The organism is Stenotrophomonas sp. 62841_Sma (genome assembly GCF_056482945.1).
In genome coordinates, this window is the sequence record NZ_CM151224.1 from 1 (window position 1) to 18,285 (window position 18,285).

Here is an 18,285-nt window from a genome sequence, read left to right on the forward strand (position 1 = left end):
ATGGATGCCTGGTCCCGTAGTCTCGAGCGCCTCGAAGCGGAGTTCCCGCCGGAAGACGTTCATACCTGGTTGAAGCCGCTGCAGGCCGATCTGCGCGTGGACAGCCTGGTGCTGTATGCACCGAATGCCTTCATCGTCGACCAGGTCCGCGAGCTGTACCTGGCCCGGATCCGCGAACTGCTGGCGCATTTCGCCGGTTTCAGCGACGTTTTTCTTGAAATCGGCTCGCGCCCGCGTCCCGTGGAGGCGCAGAACGCGCCGGTTTCCACGCCGTCGGCGCATGTGTCCAGCGAACCGCAGGTGCCGTTTGCCGGCAACCTGGACAATCACTACACGTTCGCCAACTTCGTCGAAGGCCGCAGCAACCAGCTGGGCCTGGCCGCCGCCTTCCAGGCAGCGCAGAAGCCGGGCGACCGCGCGCACAACCCGCTGCTGCTGTACGGAGGCACGGGCCTGGGCAAGACCCACCTGATGTTCGCCGCCGGCAATGCCATGCGCCAGGCCAATCCGGGTGCGAAGGTGCTGTACCTGCGTTCGGAACAGTTCTTCAGCGCGATGATCCGGGCTCTGCAGGAAAAGACCATGGATCAGTTCAAGCGCCAGTTCCAGCAGGTGGACGCGCTGCTGATCGATGACATCCAGTTCTTCGCCGGCAAGGACCGCACCCAGGAAGAGTTCTTCCACACCTTCAACGCGTTGTTCGATGGCAAGCAGCAGATCATCCTGACCTGCGACCGCTATCCGCGCGAGGTCGAAGGCCTGGAAGCGCGCCTGAAATCGCGGCTTGCCTGGGGCCTGTCGGTCGCGATCGAACCGCCGGACTTCGAGACCCGCGCTGCGATCGTGCTGGCCAAGGCACGCGAACGCGGTGCAGAGATTCCCGATGATGTTGCGTTCCTGATCGCCAAGAAGATGCGCTCCAACGTGCGCGACCTCGAAGGTGCGCTCAATACCCTGACCGCCCGCGCCAATTTCACCGGCCGCGCGATCACCACCGAGTTCGCCCAGGAAACCCTGCGCGATCTGCTGCGCGCCCAGCAGCAGGCGATCAGCATTCCCAACATCCAGAAAACCGTTGCCGACTACTACGGCCTGCAGATCAAGGATCTGCTGTCGAAGCGTCGGACCCGCTCGCTGGCCCGCCCCCGCCAGGTCGCCATGGCCCTGACCAAGGAACTGACCGAGCACAGCCTGCCCGAGATCGGCGACGCCTTTGCCGGTCGCGACCACACCACGGTGCTGCATGCCTGCCGCCAGATCCGGACCCTGATGGAAACCGACGGCAAGCTCCGCGAGGACTGGGACAAGCTGATCCGGAAGTTGAGCGAATGATGCACGGATGCCGATGAGGCGTCATCGCACAAAACGGTGCAGAATCCGGTAGCAAGCGCGGGACACGTTGTGGATAAAAATGGCGTCTGAAATCGCGCTGGATTTATCCACAGCTTTCCCCACCCCCTGGGGGTCGGTAATACAGAGGGTTTCGATGTCTGAAATTCTTTTATTTACAAAGACTTAGCGTTGTTTTCCAGCGATTCTGTCTCTACCAGCACCACCAAGCTTTTGATTTATTCCACATTTTTTAAAGCATAGGGGCACGGAACCACATGCGTTTCACACTGCAGCGCGAAGCCTTTCTCAAGCCGTTGGCACAGGTCGTCAACGTGGTCGAACGCCGCCAGACCCTTCCGGTTCTGGCCAATTTCCTGGTCCAGGTGCAGAACGGCCAGCTGTCGCTGACCGGTACCGACCTGGAAGTGGAGATGGTGTCGCGGATCGCGGTTGAAGATGCCCAGGACGGCGAAACCACCATCCCCGCCCGCAAGCTGTTCGAGATCATCCGTGCTCTGCCCGACGGCAGCCGGATCACCGTCTCGCAGACCGGTGACAAGATCACCGTGCAGGCCGGCCGCAGCCGCTTCACCCTGGCCACCCTGCCCTCCAACGACTTCCCGTCGGTTGACGAAGTGGAAGCCACCGAGCGCGTGGCCATCGGCGAAGCGACCCTGAAGGAACTGATCGAGCGCACCGCGTTCGCGATGGCCCAGCAGGACGTGCGCTACTACCTCAACGGCCTGCTGTTCGATCTGCGCGGCGATGCCCTGCGTACCGTCGCCACCGACGGCCACCGCCTGGCGCTGTGTGAAACCGACCTGGCCAAGCCCAGTGGTTCCAAGCGCCAGATCATCGTGCCGCGCAAGGGCGTGACCGAACTGCAGCGCCTGCTGGAGAGCGGCGATCGCGAGATCGAGCTGGAAGTCGGCCGCAGCCACGTCCGCGTCAAGCGCGACGATGTCACCTTCACCTCGAAGCTGATCGACGGCCGTTTCCCGGACTATGAAGCGGTGATCCCGATCGGTGCCGACCGCGAAGTGAAGGTTGATCGCGAAGCACTGCGTGCCTCGCTGCAGCGCGCCGCGATCCTGTCCAACGAGAAGTACCGCGGCATCCGCGTGGAAGTCTCGCCGGGCAACCTGAAGATCAGCGCGCACAACCCGGAACAGGAAGAAGCCCAGGAAGAGATCGAAGCCGACACCACGGTCAGCGATCTGGCCATCGGCTTCAACGTGAACTACCTGCTGGACGCCCTTTCCGCCCTGCGCGACGAGGAGGTCATCATCCAGCTGCGCGACTCCAACTCCTCGGCGCTGGTGCGTGAATCCAGCAGCGAGAAGTCGCGCCATGTGGTGATGCCGCTGCGTCTCTGACGGCAGCCTGTTCCACGTGGAACCGAACGACGCCCGGGATCTTCCCGGGCGTTTTTTTTTGCAGGTTCCACGTGGAGCATCGCGATGGGCGGATCTCCAGGTGTGGGTGAATGGCTTCCTTGAGATCGCTGGTTGCCGATTGATCCTGGCTGCCCTTCCGATGCAATCGGTGCTGAGCGATTGGAATCCAGGTTGTGAGCTTGGGCGCTGTCCAGCCGCTTTCGATCGAGTATGTCGTTCTGGGTCTTCAGCCTGATGCACGTTCCCCGAACTTGCCGGAGGGGTGAAGCAGATCGTGGGTCGCAACGCTGCGGTTGCTTCATCTGCAGACGCCACTGTCCACAGGTCTCGTTGGGGTCGGATCGGGGCCAGCCTAGCTTCTAAATCTGGGTATAAATCTAAAGCATGGTGGTGATGGTAGGCCCAGATTTCGTGGAGAAATGCATTATCTATTTGATTTTGAAGAGATTTATGCACCTGAAACCCCCTGTATAGAGGCCCCTCAGGCTGGGGGGGAACCTGTGGATAGTTTCGCAGGCCGGGCAAAAGGGCTTTTTTATCCACAGTTTGCCCATACCTTGTGTATAAGTCATACAGACCTGCTGTGGACAGCGTGAAACGGCGGGCTCGAATTCCTTGAAATCTGTGGAACCCTCCAGGGCATCGCATCGTAGATTTCAAGAAATCTGCGCGGTGTTCGCGCAAACCACCGTCGGGGCACCTGGCGATGCTCGCGGAATGAGGCTGAAATCGCTGAAATCTGAGGGCTGGTACCCTGCGCCGCCGCTCAGAATTCAAGGATTCCCGGGCGTATCCAGACCCAGGCGAGCCCAGGTGAGGGAGCGCCACCACGTGGAACACGCGTAGGGCTGCCAGGCGGAGGCTTCAGCACAGTGACGATGTCTGGCGCGGCACGGCTGGCTTGACCGATGCAGTAAGCTGATGGATTCCCTGCCCCTCTACCGCCTTGTGCGGATGGTCTTTCGCGCCCCATGCAGATCCGCCGCCTCGCCTTGCATCAACTGCGTCGCTTCAGTGCGGTGGACCTGTCGCCCCAGCCGGGATTGAACCTGCTGACCGGCGACAACGGTGCCGGCAAGACCAGCGTGCTCGAAGCCCTGCACTTGATGGCCTATGGCCGCAGCTTCCGTGGCCGGGTGCGCGACGGTCTGGTACGCCAGGGCCAGGAAGCGCTGGAAATCTTCGTGGAATGGGACGAACAGCGTGCCCATCACCCGCCCCACCGCCGAAAAGCCGGCCTGCGCCACAGTGGTCAGGACTGGAAGGGGCGACTGGACGGCGAGGATGTCGCACAGCTGGGTAATCTCTGCGCAGCGCTGGCCGTGGTGACGTTCGAGCCCGGGAGCCATGCACTGGTCAGTGGTGGTGGTGAACCCCGCCGCCGCTTCCTCGATTGGGGCTTGTTCCACGTGGAACCGGATTTTCTGTCACTGTGGCGTCGCTACTCCCGGGCGCTGAAGCAGCGCAATGCCCTGCTCAAGCAGGGCGGGCCGTCGCGGATGCTCGATACCTGGGATCACGAGCTGGCCGAGGCAGGGGAACCACTGACCAGCCGCCGCCAGCACTACCTGGAGCGTCTGCAGCAGCGCACGGTCGCCTTGGCCGCCAGCCTCGCTCCACAGCTCGGTATCCAGGGATTGGAGCTGAGCCCCGGTTGGCGGCGGCACGAGCTTCCCTTGGCCGATGCCCTGCTTCTGGCCCGGGAACGTGACCGGCAGGCCGGGTATACCTCGGTCGGCCCCCACCGGGCGGACTGGAGTGTGGATTTCCACAGTATCCCGGGACGTGATGCGTTGTCCCGCGGCCAGGCCAAGCTGACGGCATTGGCCTGCCTGCTGGCGCAGGCCGAGGACTATGCGGAACAACGCGGCGAATGGCCCGTGATCGCGCTGGATGATCTGGCCTCGGAGCTGGATCGCACCCATCAGGCGCGGGTTCTGGAGCGCCTGCTCAACGGACCGGCACAAATCTTCATCACCGCCACCGAAACCCCGGCGGCGCTGCAGGAACTGACCCACATCGCCCGGTTCCACGTGGAACATGCACAGATCGTGGCTGTGCCATAGTGGGCACACCAGGGCCGCTCGACCCCGGCTGGTATAATTCGGGTTGGAATCCTTTCATTCTCGGCGCATCGCCCCAAGCGGTGCCCGACCTGCGGAGCCTACGGCAAGCGCAATGAGCGACGAACAGAACACCCCGGCAAACAACGGCAATTACGACGCCAACAGCATTACCGCCCTGGAAGGCCTGGAGGCTGTCCGCAAGCGTCCCGGCATGTACATCGGCGACGTGCATGACGGCACCGGTCTGCACCACATGGTGTTCGAGGTCGTCGACAACTCGATCGACGAAGCGTTGGCCGGCCACGCCGACCACGTTGCAGTGACGATCCACGCCGACGGCTCGGTCTCGGTGTCCGACAACGGCCGTGGTATTCCGACCGGCAAGCACGAGCAGATGAGCGCCAAGCTCGGTCGCGAAGTGTCTGCGGCCGAAGTCGTCATGACCGTCCTGCACGCAGGCGGCAAGTTCGACGACAACAGCTACAAGGTTTCGGGCGGCCTGCACGGCGTCGGCGTCAGCGTGGTCAACGCGCTGTCGCAGAAGCTGCTGGTGGACGTGTTCCAGAATGGCTCCCACTACCAGCAGGAATTCAGCAACGGCGCAGCCGTGACTGCGCTGGCCAAGCTGGAAGCCACCACCAAGCGCGGTACCACCGTGCGCTTCTGGCCGTCGACCGTCGCCTTCCACGACAACGTGGAATTCCACTACGACATCCTGGCCCGCCGCCTGCGCGAGCTGTCGTTCCTGAACTCCGGCGTCAAGATCGTCCTTGCCGACGAGCGTGGCGATGGCCGTCGCGATGACTTCCACTACGAAGGCGGCATCCGCAGCTTCGTGGAGCATCTGGCCCAGCTGAAGACCCCGCTGCACCCGAACGTCATTTCAGTCACCGGCGAGCACAACGGCATCGTCGTCGACGTGGCGCTGCAGTGGACCGACTCCTACCAGGAGACGATGTACTGCTTCACCAACAACATTCCGCAGAAGGACGGCGGTACCCACCTGGCCGGTTTCCGCGGTGCGCTGACCCGTGTGCTCAACAACTACATCGAGCAGAACGGCATCGCCAAGCAGGCCAAGATCAACCTGACCGGCGATGACATGCGCGAAGGCATGATCGCAGTGCTGTCGGTGAAGGTGCCGGACCCGAGCTTCTCCAGCCAGACCAAGGAAAAGCTGGTCAGCTCCGACGTGCGCCCGGCGGTGGAAAACGCCTTCGGTGCGCGCCTGGAAGAGTTCCTGCAGGAAAACCCGAACGAAGCCAAGGCGATCGCCGGCAAGATCGTCGATGCCGCACGTGCACGTGAAGCCGCGCGCAAGGCCCGCGACCTGACCCGCCGCAAGGGCGCGCTGGACATCGCTGGCCTGCCGGGCAAGCTGGCCGACTGCCAGGAAAAGGATCCGGCGCTGTCCGAACTGTTCATCGTCGAGGGTGACTCGGCAGGTGGTTCGGCCAAGCAGGGCCGCAACCGCAAGAACCAGGCGGTGCTGCCGCTGCGCGGCAAGATCCTCAACGTGGAACGCGCGCGTTTCGACCGCATGCTGTCCTCCGACCAGGTGGGTACGCTGATCACCGCGCTGGGCACCGGCATCGGCCGTGACGAGTACAACCCGGACAAGCTGCGTTACCACAAGATCATCATCATGACCGACGCCGACGTCGACGGCGCCCACATCCGCACCCTGCTGCTGACGTTCTTCTACCGTCAGATGCCGGAGCTGATCGAGCGCGGTTACGTCTACATCGGCCTGCCGCCGCTGTACAAGATCAAGCAGGGCAAGCAGGAGCTGTACCTGAAGGACGACCCGGCGCTGGACAGCTACCTGGCCAGCAGCGCAGTGGAAAACGCTGCACTGGTGCCGGCCACCGGCGAGCCCGGCATCGAAGGCCTGGCGCTGGAGAAGCTGCTGCTGGCCTACGCGGCGGCGCTGGATTCGATCGAGCGCAACGCACACCGCTACGACCGCAACCTGCTTGAAGCGCTGGTCGACTTCGTCCCGATGGACCTGGAAAGCCTGCGCGCTGCCGGCGAAGGCGAGGGCCTGGATGCACTGGCCAAGCGTCTCAACCAGGGCAGCCTGGGCAGCCCGCGTTTCACGCTGGAACTGCAGGACGCCAACGATGAGCGCCCGGCCGCTGTGCTGGTGACCCGTCGCCACATGGGCGAACAGCACATCCAGGTGCTGCCGATGTCGGCCTTCGAAAGCGGCGAACTGCGCGCGATCCACCAGGCATCGAAGCTGCTGCACGGTCTGGTCCGCGAAGGCGCGACCATTTCCCGCGGTGCCAAGTCGATCGAAGTCGACAGCTTTGCCAAGGCACAGAACTGGCTGCTCGAGGAGGCCAAGCGCGGCCGTCAGATCCAGCGATTCAAGGGTCTGGGTGAAATGAATCCGGAGCAGTTGTGGGACACCACGGTGAATCCGGAAACCCGTCGACTGCTGCAGGTGCGCATCGAAGATGCTGTCGCTGCCGACCAGATTTTCAGCACGCTGATGGGCGATGTCGTCGAACCGCGTCGCGACTTCATCGAAGACAACGCGCTGAAGGTCGCAAACCTGGATATCTGACACAATCGGGACACGGCCGGTGCGCGGGGAGGCGCGCCGGCCTTCGACTCTTGAACGCAGGTACCTGATGTCCGCATCCGCCCCGGTTTCCGCTCCGCCCCCGGTTCCGCCGGCTTCTGCCGCGCCGCGTGTCGTTTCGCCGTTGGCGGGGTTTTTCATCGACCTGGGTATCGCCGCTGTCACCCTGTTCGGCCTGAGCCTGATCAGCGGCCTGCTATGGGGCCTGTACCGTGGCGTGGTGGTCGGTTACGCGAACGCGCAGGCCGGCGCTGGTGCCCCCGACGCCAGTTCGGTAGCGGCGTCACTGGGCCAGCCGGGCGCGCTTGCGCAGATTCTCATGGCGCTGTTTGCCACCGGCGGCGCCGCGCTGCTGCTGTACTTCTGGCGACGGCCGGCCAATGCCGCCGAGCGCCACGCGTCGCGCCAGGCGCTGCGCCGTCCCTCCACCTGGGGCTGGACCCTGCTGGTGGCGACCCTGATCGTGCTCGGCAGCAATGGCATCGCCTTCCTGGCCAAGCAGTTCGGCATCGAGCCGGTTCCCACCAATCTGGCGCTGATGCAGAGTGCGATCGCGCGCTTCCCGTTGTTCCTGGTGCTGTTCGCGGTGGTACTGGCACCGGCCTACGAGGAGCTGCTGTTCCGCCGCGTGCTGTTTGGCCGCCTGTGGAAGGCCGGACGCCCGTGGCTGGGCGTGGTACTGAGCAGCCTTGCTTTCGCCCTGATCCATGAAATCCCTGGCACCAGTGCCAACGGCCCGGCCGAGATCGCGCAGCTGTGGCTGGTCTATGGCGGCATGGGGGCCGCGTTCTGCTGGCTGTACCAGCGCACCGGCACGCTCTGGGCCGCGATCACCGCGCACGCGCTGAACAACGGCGTGGCGCTTGCCGCGCTTGTGTTCTTCGGGGCAACGTAACGCCGTGTCCGCTTGACGAAAGATTAAGCCGCTACGCTACACACTGCGCATATGAACACGGGGGTGGATCCATGAAACAACTGCTGCTGGCCCTTGTCATCACCACCCTGGTCAGCGCCTGCGCGACCACGACCTCTCCTACCGGCCGTCGGCAGATGGTGGGCGGGGTGTCACAGGCGCAGCTGGACCAGCTCGGCGCACAGGCGTTCGCCGAAACCAAGCAGAAGGAAAAGATCAGCACCGACGGCCGCCAGAACGGTTACGTGCAGTGCGTGGTCAACGCCCTGGTCGCGCAGCTGCCGCCTCAATACCGTGGCGTACGGTGGGAGACGGCCGTGTTCGTCGACAAGGAGCCCAACGCCTTCGCCCTGCCCGGCGGCAAGGTCGGCGTGAACACCGGCATCTTCACCGTCGCCAAGAACCAGGATCAGCTGGCTGCCGTAATCGGCCATGAAATCGGCCACGTCATCGCCCGCCACCACGAAGAGCGCATCACCCGGCAGATGGGTGCGCAGACCGGGCTGGCCGTGCTCGGTGCGCTGGCCGGCGCGGCCTACGGAGAAGGCGCTGCCAGCACCGTCAACCAGCTCGGGGGCATGGGCGCGCAGACCGCCTTCCTGCTGCCCGGTTCACGGACCCAGGAAAGCGAGGCCGACGTGATCGGCCAGCGACTGATGGCCCAGGCCGGTTTCAACCCGGCGCAGGCGGTCGACCTGTGGCAGAACATGATGGCCGCCAGTGGCGGCCGCAGCCCGCAATGGCTGTCCACCCACCCCGATCCAGCCAACCGTATCCAGGAACTGCGACGCGATGCACCGGGACTGACGCCGGTCTATCAGCAGGCGCAGGCGGCCGGGCTGCGGCCAAAGTGCGGATGAGTGCGGATGAGTGCGCAGTTCTATGCTGTATTGCAGCACATAAAACGATTTCTCACGCCATCTGTTTCTGATACGTTTGGCGGCTCAGATTTTTCTGACAGTCCGACTTTGCCGCTATCCGGCGGTTCGATCGAGGTGAACGATGATTTTCCGTAACCACAAAGCTGTGCTTTCCGTCCTCGTCGCGACCGCCCTGACCGGCGCCGTGGTCACCGATGCCTTCGCGCAGTCCTCGCGTTCCTCCGAGCGTGGCAACCGCGGCGGCAAGCAGGCCAAGGCCGAAGCGCTGTACCCGAACGCGACCCGCGAGGAGCCGACCGTCAAGGCATCGGCCAAGCTGGGCAGCAAGCTGCAGAAGATGATCGACAGCTACAACAAGGAAAAGTTCCCGGAGACGCGCACGCAGGCCGACGCGATCCTGGCTGACAGCGCCGCGAACGAGTACGACAAGTCGCTGGCCGCGCAGCTGGCCTCGCAGGCCGCCTACCAGACCGACGACACCCCGGCTGCCGTGGCCTACCTGAAGCAGGTCCTGCAGTTCAACGGCCTGGACAACAACGGCCACTTCCAGTCGATGCTGATGCTGGGCCAGCTGCAGCTGCAGGAAGACCAGACCGCCGAAGGCCTGGCGACCCTGGACAAGTACTTCGCCGAGAGCAAGTCGACCAAGCCGGAAGAGCTGATCGCCAAGGGCCAGGCGCTGTACCAGCTGGAGCGCTACCAGGAAGCGATCCCGGTACTGAAGCAGGCCATCGCCGGCGCCACCGAACCGAAGGACAACTGGAACCAGCTGCTGATGGCGGCCCTCTCCGAAGCCGGCCAGTCCGGTGAAGCGGTGAAGGAAGCCGAGGCGCTGGCCGCCAAGAACCCGAACGACAAGAAGGCCCAGCTGAACCTGGCCAGCATGTACATGCAGGCCGATCAGATGGAGAAGGCTGCCGCGGTGATGGACAAGCTGCGCAGCAGCGGCCAGCTCACCGAAGAGCGCGAGTACAAGCAGCTGTACTCGATCTATGCCAACACCGAACACAAGGAAAAGGACGTCATCGCGGTCATCAACGAAGGGTTGCAGAAGGGCATCCTGAAGCCGGATTACCAGGTCTACCTGGCGCTGGCCCAGTCCTACTACTACTCCGACCAGGTGCCGCAGGCGATCGATGCGTGGCAGAAGGCTGCCCCGCTGTCCAAGGACGGTGAGACCTACCTGAACCTGGCACGCGTCCTGCATGCCGAAGGTCGCATCCCGGAGGCCAAGCAGGCCGCCCAGCAGGCGCTGGCGAAGGGTGTGAAGAACCAGGCTGATGCCAAAAAAATCATCAACCTGAAGTAAGTAGGAATAACGCCTGAATGCCTGCACAGTTGATGCGCAGGCGCTCAGGATTGGTATAAGCTTGGAGGTTCCTGCGGTGTCATGCACCGCTGATCAGGGATTCCGCCCCCGGCATCCCGGCCCCACTATTGAGCTCTTGGCGCATGACGGAACAACTAGTCGTTCACCGGTACGAACAACCCGATGACAAGGGGCTGAGCTGGCCTCGCATCGTCGGCATCGCGTTTGTAATTGCCCTGCATCTGGCCGCGTTCATGATGCTCCTGATCCCCGCCGTGGCTCCCAAGGCCGTGGCTGAGAAGGAGCGCAACGTCATGGTGACGATCGTCGACGCCCCGCCGCCGCCGCCACCGCCGCCGCCGCCGCCGCCGCCGACGGATACTCCGCCGCCGCCGGTGAAGAACCTGTCGCCGCCGAAGCCGTCGCCGGTCCCGCCGCCGCCGCAGGCGCCGGTCGTGGACGTGCCGGAACCGCGCCCGAGCGATATCGTCACCCCGCCGTCGCCTCCGTCGCCGCCGGCTCCGCCGACCTCGATCGAGGCCAGCGTGGACATCTCGTCGAAGGCCATGAACCCGCCGCGCTACCCGCCGGCAGCCTTCCGCGCGGGTATCCAGGGCGAAGTGATCCTGATCATTGATGTCGATGCCAGCGGCAACGTCACCAATGTCACGGTGGAAAAGTCCAGCCGTAACCGCGACCTGGACCGTGCTGCGATGGAAGCAGCTCGCAAGTGGCGCTTCAACGCCGCTGAATCTGGCGGTAAGAAGGCGGCAGGTCGCGTTCGCGTCCCGGTCAACTTTGCGCTGAACTGATGCGTCCGGGTGGCCGCCTGGCCACCCCCGCTCCCAGTTCGATTGTTTAGCTTAGCTACACCCTTTATCACCACACACAACAAAGGTAAGCGTCATGCTGCAGGAAATTTTCATCGCCGCTGCTGCCGGGGGCAATCCGTCCAACGCCCTGTCGCAGATGGGCTTCGAGCACCTGATCCACGAAATGACCACCAAGCCGGGTGATTTCGCGGTTTCCTGGGTCGTGCTGCTGACCCTGGTCGTCATGTCGGCCATGTCCTGGTACTGGACCGTCATCAACATCTTCCGCGCCACCCGCCTGAAGAGCGCCGCTGATCGCGTCGTCAGCCTGTTCTGGGATACCCCGAACGCGCAGGACGCCATCCGTGCGATGGAAGAACAGCCGGCTTCCGAGCCGTTCTCCAAGATCGCCCTGGACGCTGCCCAGGCGGCTGCCCACCACCAGCGCGCTGAAGGCGGCGCCACCGGCGGCGTGGGTGAGAACCTGAGCCGTTCGGAGTTCGTCGACCGCGCTCTGCGTCAGGCCGTGACCCGCGAAAGCAACAAGCTGCAGTCGGGCATGACCCTGCTGGCCACCGTCGGCGCGACCGCTCCGTTCGTCGGTCTGCTGGGTACCGTGTGGGGCATCTACGGCGCGCTGATCAAGATCGGTGCCACCGGCTCCGCTTCGATCGACGCCGTTGCCGGCCCGGTGGGTGAAGCGCTGATCATGACCGCGATCGGTCTGTTCGTCGCGATCCCGGCCGTGTTCGCCTTCAACTTCTTCAGCAAGATCAACAGCGCGACCATCAGCAAGTTCGATACCTTCGCGCACGACCTGCACGACTTCTTCGCCACCGGTTCGCGCGTCCGCTAATTGCGACGCGCTGTACCCAGCGAGAACGTAGTCAACACGATCTAGACGGAGCCCGTTATGGCTTTCAGTAGTGGTAACAGCGGCGGCCCCATGGCCGACATCAACGTTACGCCCCTCGTGGACGTGATGCTGGTGCTGCTGATCATCTTCATCATCACGGCGCCCCTGATGTCCCACAAGGTCAAGGTGGATCTGCCGGAGGCCAACCTGGTCCAGAAGCCGGACGACACCAACGACCGCAAGGGCCCCATCACCCTGGCAGTCAAGGAAGATGGCTCGATCTACTGGAACGACGAAGAAATCAACAAGCAGACTCTCGAGTCGCGCTTGGCGACCGCCGCCCAGCAGACCCCGCAGCCGCCGTTGAACCTGCGTGGTGACCGCACCACCAAGATGCGTGTCATCAACGAGATGACCAAGATCGCGCAGGAACAGGGCATGCTGGACGTCGGCTTCGTCGCGACCAAAGAGAAGGGGCAGTAAGCCATGGCATTCAGTAGTGGTGGTGGCAAAGGCCCCATGGCAGACATCAACGTCACGCCCCTCGTGGACGTGATGCTGGTTCTGCTGATCATCTTCATCGTGACCGCGCCGATCATGACGTACCCGATCGCCGTGGACCTGCCGCAGCGCGTGCTCAACCCACCGCCGCAGCTGGTCGAACCGCCGCCGCCGATCGAACTCAAGATCGACGCCAGCAACCAGGTCTCGTGGAACAACAGCCCGATCAATGCGAGCGAGCTGCAGCAGCGGATGGAGAACGAGGTCCAGAAGGACCCGACCAACCAGCCGGAACTGCGCATCGACGCGAGCCCGGATTCCGAGTACGACGTGATGGCCAAGGTTCTGGCTGCCGCGAAGAACGCTCAGATGAAGAAGATCGGTTTTGTGCAGCAGTAACTGCTACACCGCAATACAACAGTCATGACGCGACTGCAGACGCCCCTGGAAACAGGGGCGTCTTTTTTAGGTTCTTCACCCAACTCCGGGGAAGGCGGCTCGGATTTTGAGGAAGAAATAGGCGTCGTCCCGGTATCCGTAGGCGACGCGCTTTATGACCTTTATCTTGTTGTTGATCCCCTCGACCAGATTCGTTCCGAGGGGCCACCGGCAATGAGCCAGAATGCCTGCCAGATAGGGCTGTAGGCGACGGACAAACGTTCGCAGGGGCTCCAGGCGGCTACGCAATGCGCGCTGTCGCCAGCTCTTCCACGCTTTTGCTGCCCAAGCCTGGCTACGGTAGCGCCAGAGCTGCTTCAAGTCGTCTTTCAGCACATAGGCCGTCAGTAGTGCCTTGTTGGCAGCCAGCAGCTCCTTGAGCTTCACTCGTTGATCTGCCGGGACATTCTGCCGGTTGCGCAGCAAGAGCCAGCGAGAGGTCTTCACCACACGCCGAGCAGGTTTGTCCTGGCGCAGCCTGTTGGCTTCATCCACGCGGACCCTGTCGATGACCTCCCGGCCGTATTTGGCCACCACATGGAACAGGTCGTAGACCACTTCGGCATTTGGGCATTGGGCTTTCACTTCTAGGTCGAATGCCGAATTCATGTCCATGGCGACCGCTTGGATACGTTCGCAGCCCTCCCGGCCCAACAGCTCGAAAAAGGGGCGAACATCCGCTCGGCTACGACCACGCCCAACCCATAGCACTCGTTTGCGGGACGGCTCTACTATCACCGTGGCGTAGCGATGGCCCTTCTGGATCGCGAATTCGTCCATTGCAAGAATACGGATTCCGGAGAGGTCCACCGGTCCCAACGTCTGCTGCAAGTGCCTGAAATCAAGCGCCTTGACGGTTTTCCAGTCCAGTCCGTGCCATCTGGCTGTGGCATGGATCGACGTGGTAGCACACATCTGTGCAACGCTCTTTGCGAGTCGTTGCGTGACCCGGCAGTGCCGATCCAGCCAGTCCAGATGCTCCAGCTTCGGCCCGCAACGAGGGCAGGCCACGCGCTGCCGCTGCACCTCCAGCTCGACCGGCTCATCGAAAACAGGCAGATCACGGATACGCCGGATCACATGGTCGTGGATGGAGGTAACCCACTTGGAACAGCCGCTGCAGCGGTGCCTGCGGCGTCCATCGGGAAGCAGCGAAAGTACCAGCCACGAGACCCCATGACGAACCTCGCGTCTCCAACCATCCAGGCGATACCCCGCCCAGTCCCCCAACAACGGCATACAATCCAGCTTGGCCACGGCCGGCCCCAGTTTGTAGTCTCGACAACCACAATCTAGCGGGTCGGCCGTGAGCCTCTCCCCTCACATGGGAGAAGAACCCTTTTTTATGCCTGACGGTCTGGACCGTTATGATCGGCGGATGCTCGCCCTCTTCGACTCCCTGCGCCACTGGCTCGACGGCATCGCCCACCTTGGCACGATCCTGGCGGTCGCCTATCTGCTGTACCTGTTCGCGCTGGCGGGCTGGATCATGCTGCAGAAGCGCGAGCCGGTGGCCACGCTGAGCTGGATCCTGTCGCTGGCGCTGCTGCCCTACCTGGGTCTCTTCATCTACTACCTGCTGGGCCCGCAGAAGGTGAAGCGGCAGCGCCTGCGCCGTGGCCGTGCCCGCTCGGGGATGGAGCACTACAGCGATGTCTGCCCACCCGACGCCGACTGCACCGAGCTGGCCAAGGTCGCACAGGCCACGACCGGGCTCGCGCCGAGCAGCGCCACCGAAGTCACCTGGCTGGTGGATGGCGCGGCAACCTACGCGGCCCTGCTGGACGCCATCGCGCAGGCCCGCGATCACGTGCACCTGGAGTACTACATCTTCAACCCGGACCATGCCGGCACCGCGCTGCGCGATGCCCTGGTCGAGCGCGCCCGCGCGGGTGTGCAGGTGCGCCTGCTGCTCGACGCGGTGGGTTCGTCGGCCCTGCCCCGCCGCTTCCTGCAGCCGCTGCTCGACGCCGGTGGCGAAGCGATCTGGTTCCACCCACGGCAGCTGCTGAAGCCATTCAAGCGCCCGTGGTTGAACCTGCGTACCCACCGCAAGCTGGTGATCGTCGACGGCCGCCTCGCCTTCACCGGCGGCATCAACATCACCGACGACGAGGATGAAAGCCGCAGGGCGGATGCCTACCGCGACCTGCACATGCGCATCCGCGGCCACGTGGTGCGCAGCCTGCAGCTGGTGTTCGCCGAGGACTGGCTCTACGCCAGTGGACAGGATCCCTCGCGCATGGACATCGCGCGTCTGTGGCCAGCTGACATGCCGCTGCGCGGCGATGGTGCGATCAACGCCCAGGTGCTGGTCTCCGGCCCGGACTCGGGCTGGGAAACGATCCATCGCCTGCATGTGGCGGCGATCCAGGAAGCGCACGAGCGCGTCTGGCTGGTCACGCCCTACTTCGTGCCGGGCGAAGCGGCGCGGATGGCACTGACCTCGGCAGCGCTGGGCGGGCTGGACGTGCGCCTGCTGGTGCCGAAGATGAGCGATTCCTGGTTCGTCACCCAGGCCGCCCGCTCCTACTTCGACGAGCTGCTGCATGCCGGGGTGAAGATCTACGAGTACGGCCCACGCATGCTGCATACCAAGGCCTTCATCGCCGATGACGACGTCTGCATCGTCGGCAGTGCCAACTTCGATCACCGCAGCTTCCGGCTGAACTTCGAGCTGTCGATGATGATCAGCGACCGTGACCGGGTGGCTGCGCTGGCCGAACTGCTGCAGGGCGAATTCGACCGTTCCACGCGGGTGCACGATCAGGCCGGTCGTTCGCTGTGGCTGCACCGCCTGCCCGAGGCCTTCGCCCGGCTGGCCTCGCCGCTGCTCTGACGCAGCGCTACACTGCGCCGATCATCCGGGGAGCCCGACTATGTACTGGTTGTACCTGTTGCTGGCGCTGGGCTGTTTCGCCTTCGCGCTGAAGACCCCCAGCCCCGGGCTGATGACCCTGTGCCTGCTGGCCGCCCTCGCCTTCCTGCTGGCCTGGGTACGCGGCCGCTATGTGGCCCGTTTCGGTGATCCACAGCGCGATCCGTCCACACTGGTCGATGCCGAAGAACTGCGCCGCCTGCGCGAACAGGCCCAGGCCCGCCGCGGTGACGACCCCAACGATCACGATCCATCCCCTCTTTCCAAGTAGTTTCGTTCCATGACCCAGCTCAGCGTCAACGTCAACAAGATCGCCGTCCTGCGCAATTCGCGCGGCGGTGCCGAACCGGACGTGGTACGCGCCGCCCAGGCCTGCCTGGATGCCGGCGCGCATGGCATCACCGTGCACCCGCGACCGGACCGCCGTCATATCACCGCCGAGGACGTGCTGGCCCTGTCCACGCTGACCCGCGCACGTGGGGTGGAGTTCAACATCGAAGGCAATCCGTTCGCACCGCCGCGCGAGGGTTATCCGGGGCTGCTGCCGCTGTGTGCACAGACCCGTCCGGCGCAGGCTACCCTGGTGCCTGACAGCGACGGCCAGATCACCTCCGATCATGGTTTCGACTTCGAGCGGGATGCCGAACGACTGCGCCCGCTGATCACCGAACTGAAAGCGATGGGTTGCCGGGTCAGCCTGTTCGTCGATGCCGGCAACCCGTTGCTGGAGCAGGCGGCCGAAGTGGGTGCGGACCGCATCGAGCTGTATACCGGGCCCTATGCGGAGGCGCATGCGGCTGGTGATGCTGACGGGATGCTGGCGCTGTTCGCCACTGCCGCACGCCGTGCACAGGCCGTTGGCCTGGGCGTGAACGCCGGCCACGATCTGTCGCAGGACAACCTGCGCGATTTCCTGGCCAACGTGCCGGACGTGCTGGAGGTGTCGATCGGCCACGCGCTGATCGGTGAGGCGCTGTACGACGGGCTGGACGCCACGGTGCGCGGGTACCTGGCGTTGCTCTGACCGCTCTCCTGTAGCGTTGAGCCATGCTCGACGCAGCACCGCGCTGAACCCTTCAGGCAGCCGTCGCAGCCATTGAGACGGCTGCGGCGTAACCTGCCGCAATGGGTATCGCGATCAAGGGCCGAGGTTCCACGTCCCACCTTGCCGGGCGCTTTGAAAGCACCGTCAGCGAGGCGGTGGACGACGGCTGGGCGGTCGATGAGAGCGAGGAATTCCTCGCCCCACGTCTGCGCACTGAAGTACGTGCCGAGACCGCACGCAGCATCATCAGCCGCAACACCTCACCGGACGTCGGCTTCAGCCAATCGGTGAATCCGTACCGCGGTTGTGAGCATGGTTGCTCCTACTGCTTCGCGCGCCCCTCGCACGCCTATCTGAACCTGTCGCCAGGCCTGGACTTCGAGACCAAGCTGTTCGCCAAGACCAATGCGCCGCAGCTGCTGCGCAAGGAGTTGTCGAAGCCGGGCTACGTGCCGCAACCGATCGCGCTGGGCATCAACACCGATGCGTACCAGCCGATCGAACGCAAGTTCAAGCTCACCCGCCAGCTGATCGAAGTGATGCTGGAAACCAAGCATCCGTTCTCGCTGATCACCAAGAACGCACTGGTCGAACGTGACATCGATCTGCTCGCACCGCTGGCGGCGGAGAACCTGGTCAGCGTGCATTTCTCGGTGACCTCGCTGGACCCGCATCTCTCCGCAAAGCTGGAGCCACGCGCGTCGGCGCCGCATGCACGGCTGCGTGCGATGAAGCGCCTGCATGAAGCGGGCATTCCGGTGGGTGTGATGGTGGCGCCGGTGATCCCGTGGATCAACGACAGCGAACTGGAAGCCGTGCTGGAGGCCGCGCACGATGCTGGCGCCAGCACCGCAGGCTACGTGCTGCTGCGCCTGCCGCTGGAAGTGGCCCCGCTGTTCCGCGATTGGTTGGACACCCATCATCCCGATCGCGCCGCGCACGTGATGAGCACCATCCAGCAGCTGCGCGGCGGCAAGGATTACGACAGCCAGTTCGGCACCCGCATGCGTGGCCAGGGCGTGTATGCCGATCTGTTGAACAACCGCTTCAAGCTGGCGCGAAAGCGTCTCGGCTTCAATGCGCAGAACAGCCATTGGCCGAAGCTGGATTGCAGCCGGTTCCAGAAGCCGCTGCCGCCGAAGAAGGATTCGCCACAGGGTTCGCTCTTCTGAGGTGTGTACATCTGCTGGCGTATGCACCAGCGATTCGTCGCGCTGTGCTGTGCCCAGCTCATTGATGGGCAATGCACGAGAAACATTACGTGCCT

17 protein-coding genes are annotated in these 18,285 nt (G+C 63.9%); 16 read left to right on the top strand and 1 reads right to left on the bottom strand.

From position 1 onward, the window contains the following. The 12 genes from dnaA (at position 1) to ACZK5G_RS00060 (ending at position 13,056) form a co-directional block, all read left to right on the top strand. Positions 1-1,332 carry a chromosomal replication initiator protein DnaA gene (gene dnaA, locus ACZK5G_RS00005; RefSeq protein ID WP_005411730.1) on the top strand — a complete coding sequence of 444 codons (1,332 nt, stop codon included), beginning with the start codon at positions 1-3 and terminating at the stop codon, positions 1,330-1,332. A gap of 275 nt (positions 1,333-1,607) precedes the next feature. Next, positions 1,608-2,708: a DNA polymerase III subunit beta gene (dnaN, locus tag ACZK5G_RS00010; RefSeq protein ID WP_005411731.1), complete on the top strand. Its 1,101-nt coding sequence runs from the start codon at positions 1,608-1,610 to the stop codon at positions 2,706-2,708. Positions 2,709-3,700: 992 nt separating this feature from the next. Then, entirely contained in the window at positions 3,701-4,795 is a 1,095-nt protein-coding gene (gene recF / locus ACZK5G_RS00015) for a DNA replication/repair protein RecF (RefSeq protein ID WP_032128507.1), read from the top strand. Between the two features lie 112 nt (positions 4,796-4,907). Beyond that, complete coding sequence (gene gyrB / locus ACZK5G_RS00020) at positions 4,908-7,367, top strand: DNA topoisomerase (ATP-hydrolyzing) subunit B (RefSeq protein ID WP_032128508.1); 2,460 nt, start codon at positions 4,908-4,910, stop codon at positions 7,365-7,367. A 67-nt stretch (positions 7,368-7,434) separates the two neighbouring features. Continuing rightward, positions 7,435-8,280 (top strand): lysostaphin resistance A-like protein, encoded by an 846-nt coding sequence (locus ACZK5G_RS00025; protein WP_478464893.1) that lies wholly within the window; start codon positions 7,435-7,437, stop codon positions 8,278-8,280. Positions 8,281-8,351: 71 nt separating this feature from the next. After that, positions 8,352-9,158: a M48 family metallopeptidase gene (locus tag ACZK5G_RS00030; RefSeq protein ID WP_032128510.1), complete on the top strand. Its 807-nt coding sequence runs from the start codon at positions 8,352-8,354 to the stop codon at positions 9,156-9,158. Between the two features lie 6 nt (positions 9,159-9,164). Continuing rightward, entirely contained in the window at positions 9,165-9,314 is a 150-nt protein-coding gene (locus tag ACZK5G_RS00035) for a hypothetical protein (RefSeq protein WP_279943429.1), read from the top strand. Further along, the gene (locus tag ACZK5G_RS00040) at positions 9,301-10,488 is read left to right on the top strand and encodes a tetratricopeptide repeat protein (RefSeq protein WP_032128511.1); all 1,188 of its coding nucleotides are present in this window, start codon (positions 9,301-9,303) and stop codon (positions 10,486-10,488) included. Before ACZK5G_RS00035 ends, ACZK5G_RS00040 begins: the two co-directional genes overlap by 14 nt. A gap of 143 nt (positions 10,489-10,631) precedes the next feature. Next, complete coding sequence (locus ACZK5G_RS00045) at positions 10,632-11,300, top strand: energy transducer TonB (protein WP_049399022.1); 669 nt, start codon at positions 10,632-10,634, stop codon at positions 11,298-11,300. A 94-nt stretch (positions 11,301-11,394) separates the two neighbouring features. Next, positions 11,395-12,156: a TonB-system energizer ExbB gene (gene exbB, locus ACZK5G_RS00050; protein WP_004132614.1), complete on the top strand. Its 762-nt coding sequence runs from the start codon at positions 11,395-11,397 to the stop codon at positions 12,154-12,156. Positions 12,157-12,213: 57 nt separating this feature from the next. Then, positions 12,214-12,639, top strand: a complete 426-nt coding sequence (locus ACZK5G_RS00055) for an ExbD/TolR family protein (RefSeq protein WP_012509603.1) — start codon at positions 12,214-12,216, stop codon at positions 12,637-12,639. 3 nt (positions 12,640-12,642) lie between these two features. Continuing rightward, positions 12,643-13,056 (top strand): ExbD/TolR family protein, encoded by a 414-nt coding sequence (locus tag ACZK5G_RS00060; RefSeq protein WP_032129281.1) that lies wholly within the window; start codon positions 12,643-12,645, stop codon positions 13,054-13,056. Positions 13,057-13,131: 75 nt separating this feature from the next. Here the strand turns inward: ACZK5G_RS00060 and ACZK5G_RS00065 are convergent, their stop codons facing one another. Next, entirely contained in the window at positions 13,132-14,334 is a 1,203-nt protein-coding gene (locus ACZK5G_RS00065) for an ISL3 family transposase (RefSeq protein WP_049422456.1), read from the bottom strand. Positions 14,335-14,473: 139 nt separating this feature from the next. Between ACZK5G_RS00065 and cls the strand changes: the two genes are divergently transcribed. The 4 genes from cls (at position 14,474) to ACZK5G_RS00085 (ending at position 18,190) form a co-directional block, all read left to right on the top strand. Then, positions 14,474-15,934 carry a cardiolipin synthase gene (gene cls / locus ACZK5G_RS00070; RefSeq protein WP_032129285.1) on the top strand — a complete coding sequence of 487 codons (1,461 nt, stop codon included), beginning with the start codon at positions 14,474-14,476 and terminating at the stop codon, positions 15,932-15,934. 40 nt (positions 15,935-15,974) lie between these two features. Further along, positions 15,975-16,244, top strand: coding sequence for a hypothetical protein (locus tag ACZK5G_RS00075; protein WP_032129280.1), 270 nt, complete (start codon positions 15,975-15,977; stop codon positions 16,242-16,244). Between the two features lie 9 nt (positions 16,245-16,253). Further along, a complete protein-coding gene (locus ACZK5G_RS00080; RefSeq protein ID WP_478464895.1) occupies positions 16,254-16,997 on the top strand; it encodes a pyridoxine 5'-phosphate synthase in 744 nt (247 codons plus the stop codon). 101 nt (positions 16,998-17,098) lie between these two features. Beyond that, positions 17,099-18,190 (top strand): PA0069 family radical SAM protein, encoded by a 1,092-nt coding sequence (locus ACZK5G_RS00085; protein ID WP_024958794.1) that lies wholly within the window; start codon positions 17,099-17,101, stop codon positions 18,188-18,190. Positions 18,191-18,285: the final 95 nt, after the last annotated feature.